Source organism: Stenotrophomonas sp. ISL-67, assembly GCF_018612915.1.
Classification (GTDB): domain Bacteria; phylum Pseudomonadota; class Gammaproteobacteria; order Xanthomonadales; family Xanthomonadaceae; genus Stenotrophomonas.
On sequence record NZ_JAGGRL010000002.1, the window covers coordinates 300959 to 319602 of the forward strand.

Below are 18644 nucleotides of genomic sequence, written 5' to 3' on the forward strand. Positions count from 1 at the left end.
GTGCGCAAAAAAGGCGCGCCAATCGGCGCGCCCCGGTGCCGGGTTGCGAGGTCGCCGATCAGCGCTTGGCAGCGGCAGCGGCAACCGTCAAGGCACCTGCATCGACGCTCTTGACGCCCTTGATGGCCTTGGCCTTCTTGACCGCATTGTCGTGCTCGGCCTGGGTGGCCACGGTGCCGGACAGCGACACAACGCCATCGACCGTTTCCACCTTCACGTCGGTACCGGCAACGGCCTTGCTGGTAAGCAGATCGCTCTTCACCTTGGTGGTGATCCAGGTGTCGGAAACCGGCTCGGTGGATTCATTCTTGTCGGCATGGGTCATGGGATGGTCGGTGGTCTTGGGCGGATCCTTGGCCATCGCCGTGGAGGTGCCAAGCAGCATGCCGATAGCGAGCGAAGCAGCAAGCAGATTACGGGTAGTGTGGGTCATGTGCGGTATCTCCTGGTGTGTGTGGCCAGTGTCGATGCCGGTGCGTACACGGCACGTCGCTGCCAGATCACGTCACCGTGAACCGCTCAGGTTCATCCGTAACGATTCAGGTTTCCGCAGTGCATCATTTGCAATATTCTCGGACGCGACAACGCAGCAGGTGGAACGCATGATGACGATCACGCAGGTGGGATTGATCGGATACGGGTTGGCCGGCAGCGTGTTCCATGCGCCGCTGATCCAGCATACGCCCGGGTTGAATCTGCACGGCATCGTGGGTTCGCAACGCGATCGGCTGCTGCGCAGCTTCACCGATGTGCACATCCATGGCGAAGTGGGGCCGTTGCTGGCCGATCCTGCGATAGACGCCGTGGTGATCGCCACACCCAATGAACAGCACGCACCACTGGCGCTGGCCGCACTGCGCGCAGGCAAGCATGTACTGGTCGACAAACCGTTTACGTTGAGCAGCGCCGAGGCGGTGGCGGTGGTCGACGCCGCGCGCGACGCCGGGCGGGTGGTCACCGTGTTCCAGAACCGGCGTTTCGATGCCGATTTCCTCAGCCTGCGCGAGGTAGTGGACGCAGGCACGTTGGGACGCATTGCAGAGATCCACTCGTACTTTGATCGTTTCCGCCCGCAGGTGCGCGACCGCTGGCGCGAGAGCGCTGCGCCCGGTAGCGGCCTGTGGATGGACCTGGGCCCGCACCTGCTTGACCAGATGCTGCAGCTGTTCGGCTGGCCCGAGGCGATCAGTGCCGACATTACCGCTCAACGTGAGGGAGCGCTCAGCGACGATTATTTCCATGCGGTACTGCACTACCCCGGGCTGCGCGCGATCGTGCATGCCGGCTCACTCGTGGCCGCTTCGGCGCCGCGATTCGCGGTGCATGGCAGCGACGGCAGTTACCTCAAGGAAGGCCGGGATGTGCAGGAAGACCAGCTGCGCCAAGGCATGGCGCCGGGTGCACCGGGTTGGGGCCTGGACCCACTGCATGGGCGGCGGGTACAGGTCGATGCCGAAGGCAAGGTGCACCGCCACAGCGTGAACAATGCCGCGGGCGACTACCGCCGCTTCTACGCCGCGTTCCGCGATGCGGTCCGGGGCGAAGGGGACGCGCCGGTCAGCACGCAGGAAGCGTTGCAACTGATGCGGCTGCTGGAAGCAGGCCGCGAAAGCGCCGACACCGGTCGGCGCGTGGATCTGCGCTGACCCTATTCCTTCACCATCGCGTGGCCGCCGAACTGGTTGCGCAGTGCCGACAACATGCGGTCGCTGAAGGAATTCTTTTCGCGTGAGCGCAGCCGCTCCAGCAACGACAAGGTGATCACCGGCGCGGAGACGTCCAGGTCGATCGCCTCGGCCACCGTCCAGCGGCCTTCACCGGAATCGGGTACAAACGGCGCGATACCGTCCAGCTGCGGGTTGCGGTTCAACGCGTCGGCGCTCAGGTCCAGCAGCCACGAACGGACCACGCTGCCGTGCTGCCAGGCAGCCGCCACCTGGCCGAGGTCCAGCTCGAACTCGGTCTTGCGCTGCATCAGCGCGAAGCCTTCGGCATAGGCCTGCATCATGCCGTACTCGATGCCGTTGTGGACCATCTTGCAGAAGTGCCCTGCACCGCTCGGCCCCACGTGTGCCCAGCCCCGGTCTTCGGCCGGGGCCAGGCTGCGAAAGATCGCGCCGACGCGCTCTGCGGCGCCGGCATCGCCACCGATCATCAGGCTGTAGCCTTCCTGCAGGCCCCACACGCCGCCGCTGGTGCCGCAGTCGAGGTAGCTCACGTCTTCTTCGAGCAGCTGCGTGGCGCGGCGCATCGAATCCTTGTAGTACGAGTTGCCGCCGTCGATGACCACGTCACCCTCGGACAGGTGCGGCGCCAATGAGGCCAGGGTCTGGTCGACCACCTCACCGGCCGGGACCATCAGCCACACCACGCGCGGCACCGACAGCTTTGCCAGGGCCTCGGCAACCGATGCGCTCACCTCGAAGCCGCGCTCGGCGGCGCTGGCGCGTGCCGCTTCACCGGGATCCACGCCGATCACGCGGTGGCCGCCGCGGTGCAGCCGCTCGGCCATGTTGGCGCCCATGCGCCCCAGTCCAATCATTGCAATTTCCATGACTCACCTTTGCTCGGGTTGCGAATAGGTCGACGCTGCCGTGCACTGCTGGAGGTGCGACTGGATCCAGCGGTGGTACAGCGTGGTATGCAGGTTGTGCAGGCCCAGCTCGAACGCGAATGGCGTGCGCGGATTGCGGTCGAGCAGGCGTGCGATGTGATGGCCCACCGGACGTATACCGCGTGGGTGCACATAAATCACGAACTCCCGGTAGAACGGATCGTCCAGCAGCGCGTCCAGTTCAGCCAGCAGCGGCTGCTGGTCGGCGGGCAACGCGGCGCGAAGCACCGGGTCGCGCTCGGCCAGCAGCCGCTCGAAGCGACGCCGCCCGGGCCCTGGCATGCGCCCGGCCACTTCCCAGATGCGCCGGTTGATACGGTCGTAGTACGCAAAGCCTTCGTGCTTGCGCAGTGCATCGGCCGCCGCCGCACCCACATCGACGATGACGAAGTTCTCGGCTTGGTTGTTGAGGTCGTCCAGGTACACCGGGTCGAATACGTGTTCGATGAATCCCGGCGCGCCGACGAACGCTTGGCGCCCGCGCTGCGAGGTCCGCACCGCCTTGCCGTCGGCGAGAAAATCGCCGGCGTGGTGGCCGAGCAGGATGCTGTCGGTGTGGTGCAGGGTCAGGAACGTACCGATCGAGAGCTCGCCCGGGGTGAACCCCGCATCGAACGCGGCATCGCCGTACAACTCGCGCTGGGTGGCCAGCTGCGCCACCTGGCGGCCAACGCCGCATTCGCTGCGCACCCGCCCGTCATAAAATGCCTGCATGGCCGCGCTGTTGGAGCCGTGCGGTTGGTAGCCGCGGCCAAAGCTGCGGAAGCCCTCCCAGCCCTGCTTGCGCGCACCTCCCGGACCAAAGCCGATCCAGCCCAGCTGCAGCGCCGAGAAGCGGTAACCGGGGTTGTCCTGCAGGCGCGTGGTGGCGCGACGGGTGGCCTTGCCCAGTTCAAAGGCGTAGGCGCACACGGTCGCCGGGTCGTCGAGCAGTGTCTGCAGGAAGCGCTCGCGCTGCGCGGTGGGCCACGCGCGCGGCAGCTGCACGCGCAGGTCGCCGGCATCCTGCGCCTGGCGCAGGTCGGCACGTTCACAGACAGGGCCACCGTGCACGCGTGGCGCGGCGATATCGGCGTCCTGGAGCTGCCAGCCGAGGCGCGCGATCAGCGTCTGCACGCAGCCGCCTGCGTCGGCCCGGCCCTCGGCCGCTGGAAGCAGTCCCAGCATCAGCGCCAGCAGCAGGCCCGCAGCGCGCGGCCTGCGCTTGGGATGACGGCCCCTGCGCGGCATGCTCCGCGTCCGCTCAGTGCGTGTCGCGCGGGATATCGGCGGCTGGAATCGGAGGTGGCGTCGGCGTGGCAGACGGTAACGGTGACGGCGCTGGTACGGGCACCTGCGCAGGCTCGGGAACAGGCGTGGCAGGCGGCGCCGGGGCCGGCGGAACCGGCGCGGTGGCCGGCTCGGGTGTGCTGGCCTTGGCCGCCGGCAGGTACTGCTGCAGGCGGGTGAAGAAGCGGCGGTAGAAATCGCCATCCTGCACGGTGCTGCTGGCCACCTTCACCAGCGAATCGTCGTTGCTGCCGAACGGCAGCGACACCGAACCCAGCGCGCCCACGCCAACACTGGCCGAGGTTGGGCTCTTCTTCAGCGCGTAGCGGTCCTGCACCGCGCTGATGAAGACCAGCGCCTCGTCGCCGCGCGCCGCGCAGGAGATGCGCAGCACCAGCTGCTCATGTTGGTCTTCACTCGGCTGGAAGTTCTTGTTGCCTTCCACCGCGTTCTGGTCGGCCAGGGCAATCGCGTACCCCTGGCTGAGCAACGTGCGCCGCGCCGCTTCGCAGGCCTGCGCCGGGGTACCCGGCACGCTGCGCGAATACATGTCGCCCGAATCGAAGGATTCGCGCAGCAGCGTACTGTCGGCAGCACGCCCGCCGCAGGCGCTTAGGGTTACGGCCAGCACGCTGGCCGCCAGTGCATGGGAAGGCCGCATGGGCGCTCCTGCAGGAAGGGATGGAGTCAATCGGCCCAGCGGCCTGCCGCGGTTGACTGCGGCAGCACCTGCGCCGACAGCGGGCGGTCTTCGGCCAGCAGGTTCACCGCATCGGCCAGGATCGCGGCCGATTCACGCAGCAGCGGGTCCGGACGCTTTTCGGCGGCCTTTTCACGGGCGGCATCCTTGACGATGTCGCGCTCGTTGCCGGTCAGGCCATCGTCGTTGCTGTCATCGGCCAGCGGGTCCAGGTCCAGGCCCAGTTCCTTGCGGGTGGCCTGGCGCTGCTTGCGCTGGGTTTCCTGGCGCTCACGTTCGGCCCGGCGTTCGCCCTCGTTGAGCGAAATGTACTTCTTGGCTGCTTCGGTGCGGAACTGCTCCACATCCTCATTCCACCACTGGAACTCCTTGTCCGAGGTGATGCGCGAGGCATGCAGGGTTTCCAGCTTGGGCAGCAGCGGACCGAAGTTGCCGTACTGGGTGTGCGGCACGGCGGCGATGCGGGTCCACGGAAGGGCGTTGTCGTAGGTGCTTTCACCGTACTCGCTGGCATCCACGCTGGCCGGGAAGGCCAGGTCGGGCACCACGCCCTTGTGCTGGGTGCTGCTGCCGCTGACCCGGAAGAACTGCGCGATGGTCAGCTTGACCTGGCCGAAGCGCTGGGCTTCACCGCTCGGCCAGCGGTCCAGGTCCACGATGTTCTGCACCGTGCCCTTGCCGAAGGTGGTTTCACCGATCACCAGGCCACGGCCGTAATCCTGGATCGCGCCAGCGAAGATTTCCGACGCCGAGGCCGAACCGCGGTTGATCAGCACTGCCAGCGGGCCGTCCCATGCCACCGCTTCGCTGCGATCGTTGTTGACCGTGACCCGGCCACCGGATTCGCGCACCTGCACCACCGGGCCCTGTTCGATGAACAGGCCAGTGAGCTCGATCGCCTCATCCAGCGAACCGCCGCCGTTGTTGCGCAGGTCCAGCACCACGCCATCGAGCTTGTCGTTCTTGAAGCCGGCCAGCAGCTTGGCCACATCGCGCGTGGCCGAGGCGTAGTCGGTCGCATTGCGGCGACGGCCTTCGAAGTCCTGGTAGAACGTCGGCAGCTTGATCACGCCGACCTTGCGCGCCGGCGCCCCATCCTTGGCCGGAATGCTGAGCGTTTCGCCCTTTGCGGCCTGCTCGGCCAGGCGAACCTTCTGGCGGGTCAGCACCAGCATGTGCGGCTTGCCATCCACGCCTTCTTCGGCCGGAATGAATTCCAGCCGCACCTGGGTGTCCTTCTTGCCGCGGATCTTGGCAACCACATCATCGATGCGCCAGCCGATCACATCTTCGACCGGACCCGACTTGCCCTGGCCGACGCCGACGATGCGGTCGCCCGGCTTCAGCGTGCCGTTCACCGACGCCGGACCACCGGCGATGATTTCACGGATCACCACCATGTCGTCCTGGCGCTGCAGCTGCGCGCCGATGCCTTCCAGCGACAGCGACATGGCCTGGTTGAAGTTCTCGGCCGTGCGCGGGGTGAAGTAATCGGTGTGCGGATCCACCGCGCTGGTGTAGGCGTTGAGGAAGAACTGGAACACGTCCTCGCCCTTCAGCTCGTTGACCGACTTCTCCAGCTGCGCATAGCGCTTGTCCAGCGTCTTGCGGATGTCGGCCGGCTGCTTGCCGGCCAGCTTCAGGCGCAGCCAATCGTTCTTGACCGACTTGCGCCACAGGTCATCGAGCTCGGCGCTGCTGGCTGCCCATGGCACGTCCTTGCGGTCGTACTCGAAGCGCTCATCGCTGCTGAAATCGAAATCCTGCTTGATCAGTTTGCGCGCATACCCGACCCGCTCGCCGACCCGCTGCTTGTACACCGCGAACACCTGGAACGCCGGCTCCAACTCACCGCCACGGATCGCCGAGGAGATGTTGGTCTCGAATGGCGCGAACTTCGTGATGTCGGCCTGGGTGAAGAACTGCTTGCTGCCGTCCAGCGATTCCAGGTAGCGCTTGAACACGTCCTTGGAGGTGGCCGCATCCAGCGCGCGCGGCCGGTAGGCGTAGCGGCTGTCCGACAGCAACCCGTAGACCAGCTTGGAGGTCGTCACCTGGTCGGCCGTGGCCGCCGACGGCAGGGCCGGCGAATCGGCATAGGCAGCCAGCGCCAAGGGGGCGCTCAGCGCCAGGGCCATCAGGAATGCGGGGGCTTTGAATTTCATCGACTTGCTCATGGCACCTTGCCAACGGGGAGACTGCGTGCGGATCAGACCCCACGACAGTGCCGAAAGTTGCGGGGTTTGTCATCCGCCGCGACAGAACGCGGATTTCCAGCCTAAACGGCGGCGTGTATTAAATTGTGAACGGTGCCGCAGGGCCGCCGGCAATGGGTTTGCGGGCAAAAAGCGGTTTCGCCCGGATGCATCGACGGTTGCGGGATATTCAGCCTGGTGATACCGCGTGGGCCGGCCAACGGCCGGCGCTACCGTCAGGTAACGCAACGACGGATGGATCCACCGCCAGGCATCCAGAGCCCATGGCTGGTTGATCCCGAACCCAATGGGCCCGTAACAATTCGTAGCCCCGGCCGTTGGCCGGACACCGCGCGCAGCGCGGCCCAAGCATCCGAAGGCGGAAACAAACCGCCCCCGTGTTCTGTCCGACGTTTACGCGTTCCGAAGCCGCCCATCAGGCGTTCATGACGCCGCATTGCCGCGCATCCGGCCAACGATATGCCCGCCTTCCTGGCGGTCACCCTGCGGGCCGTCGCTGCGCGACGTTGGGAACGGCTCCTGCCGTTCCCTTCGGGGCTACCGGGATCAGGCGACGCCTGCTCCCTTTGCCTGCACATCCGCATGGTACGACGAGCGCACCATCGGGCCCGAGGCCACGTGGCTGAAGCCCAGCTCGTAACCGTAGTCTTCCAGCGCCTTGTACTCGTCCGGGGTCCAGTAGCGCAGCACCGGGTGGTGGTGCGCGGTCGGCTGCAGGTACTGGCCGATGGTGATCATGTCCACGTCGTGCGCGCGCAGGTCACGCATCGTCGCCCGCACCTGGTCCATCTCCTCGCCCAGGCCGAGCATGATGCCGGACTTGGTCGCGATCGACGGGTGCTGCGCCTTGAAGTTCTTCAGCAGGGTCAGCGACCACTGGTAGTCCGCACCCGGGCGCACGTTGCGGTACAGGTCCGGCACCGTCTCGATGTTGTGGTTGAACACGTCCGGCGGGTTGGTCGCCAGGATGTCCAGCGCCCGCTCCATGCGGCCCTTGCCGCGGAAGTCCGGGGTGAGCACCTCGATGCGCGTGTTCGGCGACGTGGCCCGGATTGCCCCGATGCAGTCGGCAAAGTGCTGGGCACCGCCGTCGCGCAGGTCGTCGCGGTCCACGCTGGTCACCACCACATACTTCAGGCCCATGTCGGCCACGGTCTGCGCCAGGCTCGCCGGCTCGCCCGCGTCCGGCGGCTTCGGCCGGCCGTGGGCCACGTCGCAGAACGAACAGCGCCGGGTGCAGACCTCGCCCAGGATCATGAAGGTGGCGGTGCCGTGGCTGAAGCACTCGTGGATGTTGGGGCAGCTGGCTTCCTCGCAGACCGTCACCAGGCGGTTTTCGCGCAGCTTCGCCTTCAGCGTCTGCACCGCATTGCCCGACGGGATCCGGACCCGGATCCACGACGGCTTGCGCAGCACCGGCGCGTCGGCGAACTGCACCGGCGAGCGGCCGATCTTGTCACCGCCCAGCTGTTTGACCCCGGCCTGCAACGGGGCGGCGGACGGCGTGTCGCCCTGCACGACCTGCAGGGAAATGATGCGAGCGGTGGTTTCAGTCATGGCCTTGGTCGGCGGCACTCAGGCCGCGTCAGTCAGATCGGGCAGGTCCGTGGCAGGCTGGAGGTCCAACCCGAACTGGTGGGCCAGGTGGCCCAGCAATACCGGTTTGACGGCCGCCATGCCGGACGGTCCCCCCAAGTCTACCATTGAGGTGACCTGCAGCCCTTGGTAGCCACAGGGATTGATGCGGTGGAACGGCTCCAGGTCCATCGCCACATTGAAGGCCAGACCATGGAACGTGCAGCCGCGGCGGACCCGGATGCCCAGCGCGGCCACTTTGGCCCCGCCCACGTACACCCCCGGCGCGCCGTCCAGCCGTTCAGCGCCGATATTCCATTCGTCGAGCGTGTCGATGATCGCCTGCTCGATCCGGCACACGTAGTCGCGCACCCCGATCCCCAGCCGGCGCAGCTGCAACAGCGGGTAGACCACGATCTGGCCCGGCCCGTGGTAGGTCACCTGGCCACCGCGGTCCACGTGCAGCACCGGAATGTCGCCCGGCGCCAGCACGTGCTCGTCCTTGCCGGCCTGGCCCAGGGTGAACACCGGGTCGTGCTCGACCACCCACAGTTCGTCGGCGGTATCGTCGGTGCGCGCATCGGTGAAACGCTGCATTGCATGCCAGACCGGCGCATACGGCTGGCGCCCCAGGTCGCGCACGATGGCCGGCCGGGCCAGGCGTTGGCCCGGTGCGGCACTCGATTCGCAGCTGGCTACAGCGTCCACTTCACTTCCGGATGGCCACGCAGCGCCTCATGGGCCAGGTCCAGCTGTTCGCGGCTCTCGGCCATGAAGACCAGCTTCACGGACACGTATTTGCCGTTGGTCGAGGTCTTCCAGGTGATGCGTTCTTTCAGGACCTGGATGCCAGCGACCTGCAGCAACTGGGGAAGTTCATGCTCCAGACCGATGTTGGCCGCGCCCATTGCACTGAGCTCGAACTGACCGGGGAACTGGAAGCCGTGTTCGGGATTGTCAGACGTGATTTCCATGGCCGGATTATGGGGATGGAAGCGGCGGAACCCAAGCCCTGCCTGATCATGCCCACAGCTACGCCGAACCGCACGTGAAGATCGGCGTTCATCAACAAGACGATGCAGTGCATGCACGGCGTTGAGATCACCTCACACCCTGACTACCCTGCACCCGCTTAAAAGTGGATAAACCATCAGCGGGAATACCATGCACTTGAAGCCTTTTGCCTTGCCGGCCGCACTTGCCGGTGTTCTTGCATTCGCCGCGCCCGCCGTACAGGCTGCCGAGCAATGCGGACCGGATGCGATGAACCAGCATCCTCCCCAGATCAACTTCCGGGTCGACAACGATCTGTTCGGCGGCGCCGACCAGGACCAGGGCTACACCAACGGCGCCCAGATCACCCTGGTCTCGCCCAACCTCGTCGATTACACCGACGACCCCTGCCTGCCGCGCCTGGCGCGCTGGGTCAACCGCCACCTCGAACGCCTGGCGCCGGGCGAGTTCGAGCAGCAGAACATGATCTTCAGCTTCGCCCAGCAGATCTACACGCCCAAGGACTTCACCCGCCGCGACCTGATCGAGGACGACCGCCCCTACGCCGGGGTGCTGGTGGGCAGCTTCGGCTACAACGCCCGCCGCGGCGACCGGCTGCAGACCACCCAGCTGACCCTGGGCGTGGTCGGCCCCTGGGCGCTGGGCAAGCAGGTGCAGGACGCCGTGCACGACGCGCTGGGCGACGAGAAGTTCCAGGGCTGGGACAACCAGCTGCGCAACGAACCGGTGGTCATGCTGACCCATGAGCGCATGCATCGCTGGGGCGATGCCGAGGACAACCTGGCCGGTTGGGGCTGGGATGCGATCAGCCATTACGGGGGTGCGGTCGGCAACCTGGCCACCCACCTCAATGCCGGCGGTGAAGTCCGCGTGGGCTGGAAGCTGCCCGACGACTTCGGCAGCACGCCGCTGCGCCCGGCCGGGGAAAACACCGCCCCCACCCGGGGTGGCAAGCCCACCGGCTGGTCGTTCCACGTGTTTGCCACCACCGACGCGGCCTGGGTGGTGCGCGACATCACCCTGGATGGCAACACCTTCCGCAACAGCCACAGCGTGGACAAGCGCAACTGGGTCGCCCAGGGCGGCTACGGCCTGGCGGTGATGTACAACCGCTGGAAGTTCTCCCTCGCCCGCTACCACAGCACCCGCGAGTTCGACCTGCAGGACCAGTCGCCGATCTATGGGTCCTTCACCATCAGCCGGTCGCTGTAACCGACCGGGATCCCCGTGGGCCCGTGACGGTTACGGGTTCATGGTTGATTGATCCGTATCCCGATGGGCCCGCAACGGTTACGGGCTCATGGTTGGTTGATCCCGATCCCAATGGGCCCGTAGGAATTCGTAGCCCCGGCCGTTGGCCGGACACCGCGCGCAGCGCGGCCCAACTGCCCGAAGCCGGAAAAATGCGGTTCCGCTGATCCATCCGGGGTTTAAACGATCCGAAGCCATCGGTAGCGCCGGCCGTTGGCCGGCTGCTTTTCGTTCAAGGGTCATGAACGCCGGACGATCGGCTTCGGAACGTGTAAACGCCGGGGTGTTGGCCACGACCGTCAAGTGACCGCCCTCGGGCACTTGGGCCGCGCTGCGCGCGGTGTCCGGCCAACGGCCGGGGCTACGAATTGTTACGTATCGTCCGCAGAACGGGATCAATCAACCAAGAGCAAGGAACCGTTACGGACCCATTGCGCGACCAAAAAAAAGACCGGCGCGAGCCGGTCTTTTTTTCATTGAATACGGACGGAACCGTTATTCCGATTCCCACCACATCCAGAAGCTGTCCCACAGGCGCTTGAAGAAGCCGGCTTCTTCCACCGCGGCCACGGCCACCAACGGAGCCTGCGCCACCACCTTGCCGTCCAGCGTCACCTTCAGCGTGCCCACTTCCTGGCCGGCGGTGAACGGCGCTTCCAGGGTCTTGGGCACATCGATGCTCGGCTTGAGGTCGTTGTAACGACCGCGCGGCACGCTCACCAGCAGCGGCTGGGCCACGCCCAGCTGCAGCGTGTCAGCCTTGCCCTTCCATACCTTGTGCTCGGCCACGGCCTTGCCCGGCTCATACATGCGGTGCGTTTCGAAGAAGCGGAAGCCCCAGTTGAGCAGCGCCAGGCTGTCATCGGCGCGCTGCTTTTCCGAGCTGCCACCCAGCACCACGGCGATCAGGCGCTGGTCGCCGCGCTGGGCCGAGCTCATCAGGCAGTAGCCTGCTTGGGAGGTGTGGCCGGTCTTGATGCCATCCACGCTCTTGTCGCGCCACAGCAGCAGGTTGCGGTTGGGCTGGGTGATGTTGCCCACGGTGAATTCCTTCACCTTGTTGTAGGCGTAGGTTTCCGGATAGTCGCGCACGAACGCACGGCCCAGCAGCGCCAGGTCGTAGGCGGTGGTGTGGTGGCCTTCGGCGCTCAGGCCGTGGGCGTTGACGAAGTGCGAGTCCTTCATGCCGATCCTGGCGGCATAGCTGTTCATCAGCGAGGCGAAGGCCTCTTCGCTGCCGGCCACATGTTCGGCCAGCGCGATGGCGGCGTCGTTGCCCGACTGGATCGCCATGCCCTTTTCCATGTCTTCCAGGCGCGCGGTCTGGTTGACGGGGAAACCGCTGTAGCTGCCATCGGTGCCGGCGCCACCTTCGCGCCAGGCGCGCTCGCTCATCATCACCTGGTCGTCGGTACGGACCTTGCCGTTCTTCACTTCGGCGGCGACCACGTAGGAGGTCATCACCTTGGTGATGCTGGCCGGTGCCAGCTGCTCATTGATGTTCTCGCCTGCCAGCACCTGGCCGGTGGCGTAATCCATCAGGATCCAGGCCTTGGACACGCTGGGCTTGGGGGCCGGCGGGGTGGCCACGGCGGTCGGCGCAGCGGCGGCGGGAGCAGGTGCCGGGGCCGGGGTCGGCAAGGGGGTCTGGGCGGAGACCATGCCCACGAACAGGGTCGTGGCCATGGCAGCAGCGGCAAAGCGGAATTTCATCGGACAGCAAGCTCCAGGAGGGCGCCAAGCGGATTACAGGGGAGGGTCATTGTAGGCCTTTACTCTTTTACGATCTGCGGTGACCCGAATCCCAGACCGGCAATGCGGCCAGCAAGTTCCGAAGCGCTGGCATGGTCGGCCGCCGGCACGCGCAGCCGCCACAGGGTGCGGCCCCCGCTGACGATGTCGCTGATGCTGGCGCCGACGATCCCGGCCGAGGACAACTGGCCCAGGGCTTTGGTGGCGTTTTCGCGGCTGGCGAAGCTGGCCACCTGCAGCAGCACGTTGCCGACCTGCTGCTGCAGCGTCGGGGCAGGTGCCGGGGCCGCGGCGGGCAGCGGCCGTGCCGCGGCCACCACCGGCGCCGCAGGCGGCAGCGTGCTCACCGTGACCGGGCCTGCATCGAACGACGCCGCCTGGGTGGCGGCCGGCTGCGCGCTGCCGGCCGGGCGCGCGGGCGGCGCCGGCAATGCGCCGACCAGCCGGTCCATGTCGCTGTCGCGGGGGGCCGTTCCCCGTGCGACCGCCACCGGGGCGGCGGCAGCGGTGGCGGCGGCCCTGCGCTCGCTGCGCTCGCTGCGCGACGGTTTGCTGGCCCGCAGGTTGTCTTCGCCCGGGGTCAGCGCGCGCACTTCGACATTGCCGGTACCGCGCTGGGTGATGCCCAGCCGGACCGCAGCGGCGTAGCTGAGGTCGATCACGCGACCGTCGTGGAACGGGCCGCGGTCGTTGACGCGCACGATCACCGACTCGCCGTTGTCCAGGTTGGTCACCCGCGCGAAGCTCGGCAGCGGCAGCGTCTTGTGCGCGGCCGTGAAGGCGTACATGTCGTACACCTCGCGGTTGGACGTGAGCCGGCCGTGGAACTTGGCGCCGTAGTAGGACGCGGTACCCTTTTCGGCATAGCCCTTGGTACGGTCGAGTACCTGGTAGCTCTTGCCCAGCACTACGTAGGGCGAACGGTTACCGACCGCGGAGCGCGGCAGTTCGACCACGTCCGGTTCGGGAATGCAGGCCACGTTGGGAATGTAGGTGGGCGTGCTGTCATTCACGCCGGGCTTGTACAGCCCGCCTGCGCGGTAATTGCCACGGGTGCTGGGATCTTCGGCGGCAGCCTTGTACGGCGAGCCGTCCGGGCAATGCGCCGGGCGCCCGCCCTTGCCCTGCCCCTGCACCAGCGTGCCACCGGGTTTGCCGGTCGTGCCGCCGGCGGTGGCCGGCTTTTTGGGCGCGCTGCTGCAGGCGGCCAGCGCCAGCATCAGCATCAGCAGGCCGGGAACCGCCCATCTGCAGCGTGCACGTACGTTCATGCCGGTGGCAGCTCCTGGCCGGCGATGGCCTGCGACAACTGGTGCACGGCCATCGCGTACATCTTGGACAGGTTGTAACGGGTGATGGCGTAGTAGTTCTGGAAGCCCAGCCAGTACTGCTTGCCGGCGCTGCCTTCAAGCGTGACCGGGGTGGCGGTCAGCCCGGCCGGAACCGGCGCACTGGGCTGATAGCCGCGCTGGGCCAGGTCGGACAACGTCCAGGTCGGGGTCCAGTCGGTGGGATCGAACGGCGCGCGCCCGGCGGCCAGCGTGGCCGGCACCGCGACGGGGCCGCCGCGTACCCAACCGCCCTTCTTGACGAAGTAATTGGCGATGGAAGAGAACACGTCGTCGTAGCTGTTGAACAGGTCGCGGCGACCATCGCCGTTGCCGTCCACGGCGAAGTCCAGGTAGCTCGACGGCATGAACTGGCCCATGCCCATGGCGCCGGCGTAGCTGCCCTTGATTGCCAGGATGTCGAGTTTCTCGTCGCGGCTCAGCGCGAACAGGCGCGCCAGCTCATCGCGGAAGAACAGTTCGCGGCGCACTTCACGTTCCAGCTTGGCCGGATCGCCGCTGCGCGGGTAGTTGAAGGCCAGCGTGTACAGCGCATCCAGCACGCGGTAGCTGCCGGTGTTGGCGCCGTAGCTGGTTTCCACCCCGATGATCGCCACGATCACTTCGGCCGGCACCCCGGTACGTTCCTGCACCCGCATCAGCTCATCGCGGTGCTGGGCCAGGAATTTCCTGCCGCCGTCGATCCGTGCCTGGCTGATGAACATCGGCCGGTATTCGTTCCACGGCTTGACCCGTTCGGCCGGGCGCGACATGGCCGCAATGATCGGGGCGCGCACCTGGGCCTGGGCCAGCGTGGCCTCGATCTGCGCAGCAGGAATGCCGTAACGCGCGGCGGTATCACGCACGAAGTTGGCCCGCGCCACCTCGAACGGCACCGGGGTCAGGTCCACCGGCGGCGCCGTAGCGGCAGCACCTTCAGGCGCCGCCTCCGCGGGCCCCTTGTGGGCCACCCCCGGCTTGTTGGGTGCACCCGACGCCTGTGGCGGCGGTGACGGGGAGTGCGGCTGGGTCGCGCAGGCAACCAAACCGAGCGTAAGCATGCAGGCCAAAGTGCGTCGAATCATCGCCGCAGGTTAGCAGGTCAAAGGTGAAATAAAACCCCTAACACCATGAATACCAACGATTTGCCCGCCATCAGCGAGATTCGTTAAGACCAGGTGTATACGATCGAACCCCCGCCGCCCATTCACGCAGTCAATGGACCCATCAGGCCAGGAGCCCCCCTCTTGTTAAGGGGGGCGCGCCAACGGCGCGGGGGATAGGAGGAATGCTCGGACCTTATTCGCCGGAGGCGGATAAGGTATTCCGGTTGCGCCCCCATCCCCATGGGCGCAACCGGGCTACCGACCCGGTCGATACCGGCGCGACGCGCTACTCCCCAGCGCTACGTCTCGCCCCCTGTACCCGTTAGGTCACTACTTCCCGCAAGCGCCCTTGCGCGTCGCGTGGCTGAACGCGCAGCTGCCTGCGGGTCGCCATTGTGCAGGCCGTTTGCGACATGTCCATTGATCCTGATCAAGCGCATTCATATTTGTGCGCTCCATCCCACTTTCTTGTCGGCTTGTTGACACCTCCTACACCCCAGCCGCCGGTTTCAGCACATTCCTCACGGTCCAATAACGATTTGCGCAAAAACACGGCCAGGCTTTCGCCGATGTTTTGACTAGACATCAAGGCTTATGCGGACGTCGCGTCGGAATGTCGCCACGCCATCGCGTGACCGGCAGCGCTCAGCTGTACCCGCCGTGCACCGGGTTGTGGCTGCGGGCGGCCATGACCAGCCCGAAGCCCGCCAGCAGCGAAACCGCCGAGGTGCCGCCATAGCTGATCAGCGGCATCGGTACGCCCACCACCGGCAGCAGCCCGGAGATCATGCCGCCGTTGACCAGCACGTAGACGAAGAACGCCAGGCCGGTGGCGCCGGCCAACAGGCGCGAATAGGAATCGCGCGACTGCGAGGCGATCCACAGGCAGCGCCCGATCACCACCAGGTACAGGAACAACACCACGGCCACGCCGATCCAGCCGAATTCTTCGCTGAGTACGGAGAAGGCAAAGTCGGTAGTCTGCTCGGGAATGAAGTTCAGGTGCGACTGCGAGCCCTGCCCCCAGCCCTTGCCGTCAAAGCCGCCGGAACCGATCGCGATCTTGGACTGGATAATGTTCCAGCCGGCGCCCAGCGCATCCATCTCCGGGTCCAGGAACATCATGATGCGGTCCTTCTGGTACGGCCGCAGCAGCCAGATCCAGGCCACCGGTGCCGCAGCGGCGACACCGCCCACTGCCACGCCCACCCACCACCACGGCAGGCCGGCCAGCAGCAGCACGAACGCGCCGCTGGCCGCGATCAGCACCCCGGTACCGAAGTCCGGCTGCAGCATCACCAGGCCGGTCGGCACGCCGATGATCACCGCACTGACCATCACCGTGGAAAAGCGCGGCGGCAGCGGCATGCGGTGCAGGTACCAGGCCACCATCATCGGCAGGCTGACCTTGAGCAGCTCGGCCGGCTGCAGGTAGAACAGTTTGAGATCCAGCCACTGGCGCCCGTACTTGCCGGTGCCCAGCACGAACACGGCCAGCAGCGGAATCATCGAGACCGCGTAGATCAACGGCGTGGCCGAACGGATGCGCAGGATCGGCATCCGCGAAACCCCCCACATCGCCCCCAGCCCAACAACGAAACGCGCGCCCTGGGCGAATACCAGGGTATCGCCGCCCGCGCTCTTCAGCACGGACAGGCCGATCAGCATCAGCGCACCCAGCGCCAGGCACAGCACCCAGTCCAGGGTGCTGCAGAAGCGCACGACCATGTCGCTGGCCCAGCGCAGGAAATCCTTCATCGGCTGCGCTCCGGCGGCATGGGCGGATGGGCGGCCGGCGCCGGCGGCGTACCGGGCAACGGTGCAGGCACGGGAACCGGTTCAGGCAGGCCGACCAGCACCGGCAACGACTCCAGCGCGGCAGCGGCGGCATCGCCCGCTTCGCGCGCGGCGCTGTCCCCTTCAAACGCGGTGGCGCCGATCGCCGTGGTGCCACGCACGCTGTCCAGCGGCTCCATGCCTTCGGGCATCTTGCCCAGCAGCCAGGCGTCGAACAGCTTGCGCGCGATCGGCGCCGCCGCCGAGCCGCCGTAGCCGCCGCCTTCCACCGCGATGGCCAGCACGATCACCGGGTCCTCGGCCGGGGCGAAGCCCACGAACAGCGAACGGTGGCGCAGGTGCATCGGCAGGCTCCTGGGGTTCACCGCTGCGGTACCGCGGCGGCTGATCACCTGCGCGGTGCCGGTCTTGCCAGCGATCGTGTACGGCGCACCCGCCGCCGCGCGCGCGCCACTGCCGCCCGGGCGCATGGTGCCCATCATGCCTTCGCGCACCGCCTGCAGGTTGCCCGGGCTGGGACTCACCGGCTTGCTCTTGCCTATCGGCGTGGGCACCCAGTCCGAATCGAAGCTTTCGCGCTGCTGCATGACCAGGTGCGGGGTGCGCAGCTGGCCATCGGCAATGCCGCCCACGCCGTGCACCAGCTGCAGCGGCGTGACCTTCCAGTCACCCTGGCCGATGCTGACGTTGACCGTATCGCCGGGGTACCAGCGCTCCTTGCGTGCCTTGTACTTGTTCTGCGGCGACGGCAGGATGCCGCCGATCTCACCGGTGAGGTCGATGCCGGTGGGCTCGCCGAAGCCGTAGTAGCCCATGTAATGGTCGAAGCGCTCGATCCCCAGGTCCAGCGCGAGCTTGTAGTAATAGGTGTTGACCGACTGGGTGATCGACTTGCGCAGGTCGGTCCAGCCATGGCCGCCGCGGTTGGCATCGCCCCAGCCGCGCGAGGTGCCAGGCAGGTAGAACATGCCGGTGGAGAGGATCTTGTCTTCCGGCTTGCGCACGCCACTGTCCAGGCCGGCCAGGCCGATCAACGGCTTGATGGTCGAACCGGGCGCCACGCCGCCCAGCACCAGCCGGTTGAACTGCGGTCGCGAGGGGTTGTCGTTGAGCGCCTTGAAGTCGGCATGGGAAATGCCGTTGACGAACAGGTTCGGGTCGTAGGACGGCAGGCTGACCATGGCCAGGATTTCGCCGGTGCGTGGATCCATCGCCACGGCGGCACCTTCGAACTCACCAAAGGCGGCCACCATGGCGCGCTGCAGGTCGGCATCGATGGACAGGCGCAGGTCGCTGCCGGACTGCGCGGCGACCCGGCCGATGGTGCGGATGGCACGGCCCTGCACATTGGTTTCAACCTGCTCGTAGCCGACCTTGCCGCGCAGCTGCGGCTCGTAATAGCGCTCCAGGCCGGACTTGCCGATATGGGTAAGCGCGGCGTTGCCCTCGCCCAGCATCTCCAGGTCCTTGTCATCGACCCGGCCGACGTAGCCGATGATGTGCGCGAACAGATCCCCGTAGGGGTAGCGGCGGGTCAGGTAGGGTTCCAGCTCAACGCCCGGATAGCGCCAGCGGTCCACCGCGAAGCGCGCCATTTCCTCATCGGTAACGCGCAGCTTGAGCGTCACCGGCAGGAAGCTGCGGCGGGCTTTGCGCGACTTGTTGAAGGTGTCCAGGTCTTCCGGGGTGAGGGTCAGGATCTTCGCCAACCCGGCCAGGGTGGCATCCATGTCCTTGACCTTGTCCGGCGTGATGTCCAGCCGGAACGCGGGCACGTTCTCGGCCAGCAGCCGCCCGTTGCGGTCGTAGATCATGCCGCGCCCGGGGACCACCGGCCGCGGTTTGATGCGGTTGGCTTCCGACCGCGTCACGTAGATGTCGTGGTCCAGCACCTGCAGCTTGAAGTACCAGCCGCCCAGCCCGACCAGGCAGACCAGCACGCCGAAGAAGCCCAGCGCCGCGCGGCGCCGGAACTGCTCGGCTTCGGCGCGGGGGTTCTTGGCCTGGCGGCGCACGTACATG

Annotated in this window: 15 protein-coding genes; 2 read left to right on the top strand and 13 right to left on the bottom strand. The window is 66.8% G+C overall.

What is annotated here, in order from left to right:
- Nucleotides 1–58: 58 nt before the first annotated feature.
- On the bottom strand, nucleotides 59–442 hold the full coding sequence (locus tag J7J08_RS04945) for a BON domain-containing protein (RefSeq protein ID WP_214902421.1): 384 nt from the start codon (nucleotides 440–442) through the stop codon (nucleotides 59–61).
- Between the two features lie 160 nt (nucleotides 443–602).
- On the opposite strand from J7J08_RS04945, the gene J7J08_RS04950 reads away from it, so the two are divergent.
- Complete coding sequence (locus tag J7J08_RS04950; protein WP_251006422.1) at nucleotides 603–1646, top strand: oxidoreductase; 1044 nt, start codon at nucleotides 603–605, stop codon at nucleotides 1644–1646.
- Between the two features lie 2 nt (nucleotides 1647–1648).
- On the opposite strand, the gene gnd is transcribed toward J7J08_RS04950, so the two are convergent.
- The 7 genes from gnd to J7J08_RS04985 all read right to left on the bottom strand — a co-directional run bounded on the left by gnd (nucleotide 1649) and on the right by J7J08_RS04985 (nucleotide 9348).
- Entirely contained in the window at nucleotides 1649–2554 is a 906-nt protein-coding gene (gene gnd / locus J7J08_RS04955) for a phosphogluconate dehydrogenase (NAD(+)-dependent, decarboxylating) (protein ID WP_214902114.1), read from the bottom strand.
- Nucleotides 2555–2557: 3 nt separating this feature from the next.
- The gene (locus J7J08_RS04960) at nucleotides 2558–3781 is read right to left on the bottom strand and encodes a hypothetical protein (protein WP_251006447.1); all 1224 of its coding nucleotides are present in this window, start codon (nucleotides 3779–3781) and stop codon (nucleotides 2558–2560) included.
- Between the two features lie 76 nt (nucleotides 3782–3857).
- Nucleotides 3858–4544, bottom strand: coding sequence for a DUF2242 domain-containing protein (locus J7J08_RS04965; RefSeq protein ID WP_214902115.1), 687 nt, complete (start codon nucleotides 4542–4544; stop codon nucleotides 3858–3860).
- 26 nt (nucleotides 4545–4570) lie between these two features.
- On the bottom strand, nucleotides 4571–6748 hold the full coding sequence (locus tag J7J08_RS04970) for a carboxy terminal-processing peptidase (protein WP_214902116.1): 2178 nt from the start codon (nucleotides 6746–6748) through the stop codon (nucleotides 4571–4573).
- A 597-nt stretch (nucleotides 6749–7345) separates the two neighbouring features.
- A complete protein-coding gene (gene lipA / locus J7J08_RS04975; RefSeq protein WP_214902117.1) occupies nucleotides 7346–8356 on the bottom strand; it encodes a lipoyl synthase in 1011 nt (336 codons plus the stop codon).
- A gap of 18 nt (nucleotides 8357–8374) precedes the next feature.
- The gene (lipB, locus tag J7J08_RS04980) at nucleotides 8375–9082 is read right to left on the bottom strand and encodes a lipoyl(octanoyl) transferase LipB (protein WP_214902118.1); all 708 of its coding nucleotides are present in this window, start codon (nucleotides 9080–9082) and stop codon (nucleotides 8375–8377) included.
- Nucleotides 9070–9348, bottom strand: coding sequence for a DUF493 family protein (locus J7J08_RS04985; RefSeq protein WP_214902121.1), 279 nt, complete (start codon nucleotides 9346–9348; stop codon nucleotides 9070–9072). The genes lipB and J7J08_RS04985 overlap by 13 nt, the downstream gene beginning before the upstream one ends.
- 190 nt (nucleotides 9349–9538) lie before the next feature.
- Here J7J08_RS04985 and J7J08_RS04990 point away from each other — a divergent pair, with 190 nt between their 5' ends.
- Nucleotides 9539–10600 carry a lipid A deacylase LpxR family protein gene (locus J7J08_RS04990; RefSeq protein WP_214902124.1) on the top strand — a complete coding sequence of 354 codons (1062 nt, stop codon included), beginning with the start codon at nucleotides 9539–9541 and terminating at the stop codon, nucleotides 10598–10600.
- A 534-nt stretch (nucleotides 10601–11134) separates the two neighbouring features.
- Here the strand turns inward: J7J08_RS04990 and J7J08_RS04995 are convergent.
- The 5 genes from J7J08_RS04995 to mrdA form a co-directional block, all read right to left on the bottom strand.
- Nucleotides 11135–12352 (bottom strand): D-alanyl-D-alanine carboxypeptidase family protein, encoded by a 1218-nt coding sequence (locus tag J7J08_RS04995; RefSeq protein ID WP_214902126.1) that lies wholly within the window; start codon nucleotides 12350–12352, stop codon nucleotides 11135–11137.
- A 59-nt stretch (nucleotides 12353–12411) separates the two neighbouring features.
- A complete protein-coding gene (locus J7J08_RS05000; RefSeq protein WP_214902129.1) occupies nucleotides 12412–13662 on the bottom strand; it encodes a septal ring lytic transglycosylase RlpA family protein in 1251 nt (416 codons plus the stop codon).
- On the bottom strand, nucleotides 13659–14804 hold the full coding sequence (mltB, locus tag J7J08_RS05005; RefSeq protein WP_214902131.1) for a lytic murein transglycosylase B: 1146 nt from the start codon (nucleotides 14802–14804) through the stop codon (nucleotides 13659–13661). The genes J7J08_RS05000 and mltB overlap by 4 nt, the downstream gene beginning before the upstream one ends.
- A gap of 666 nt (nucleotides 14805–15470) precedes the next feature.
- Entirely contained in the window at nucleotides 15471–16583 is a 1113-nt protein-coding gene (gene rodA, locus J7J08_RS05010; RefSeq protein ID WP_214902133.1) for a rod shape-determining protein RodA, read from the bottom strand.
- Nucleotides 16580–18643, bottom strand: a complete 2064-nt coding sequence (mrdA, locus tag J7J08_RS05015; protein ID WP_214902135.1) for a penicillin-binding protein 2 — start codon at nucleotides 18641–18643, stop codon at nucleotides 16580–16582. Before mrdA ends, rodA begins: the two co-directional genes overlap by 4 nt.
- Between the last annotated feature and the right edge of the window lies 1 nt (nucleotide 18644).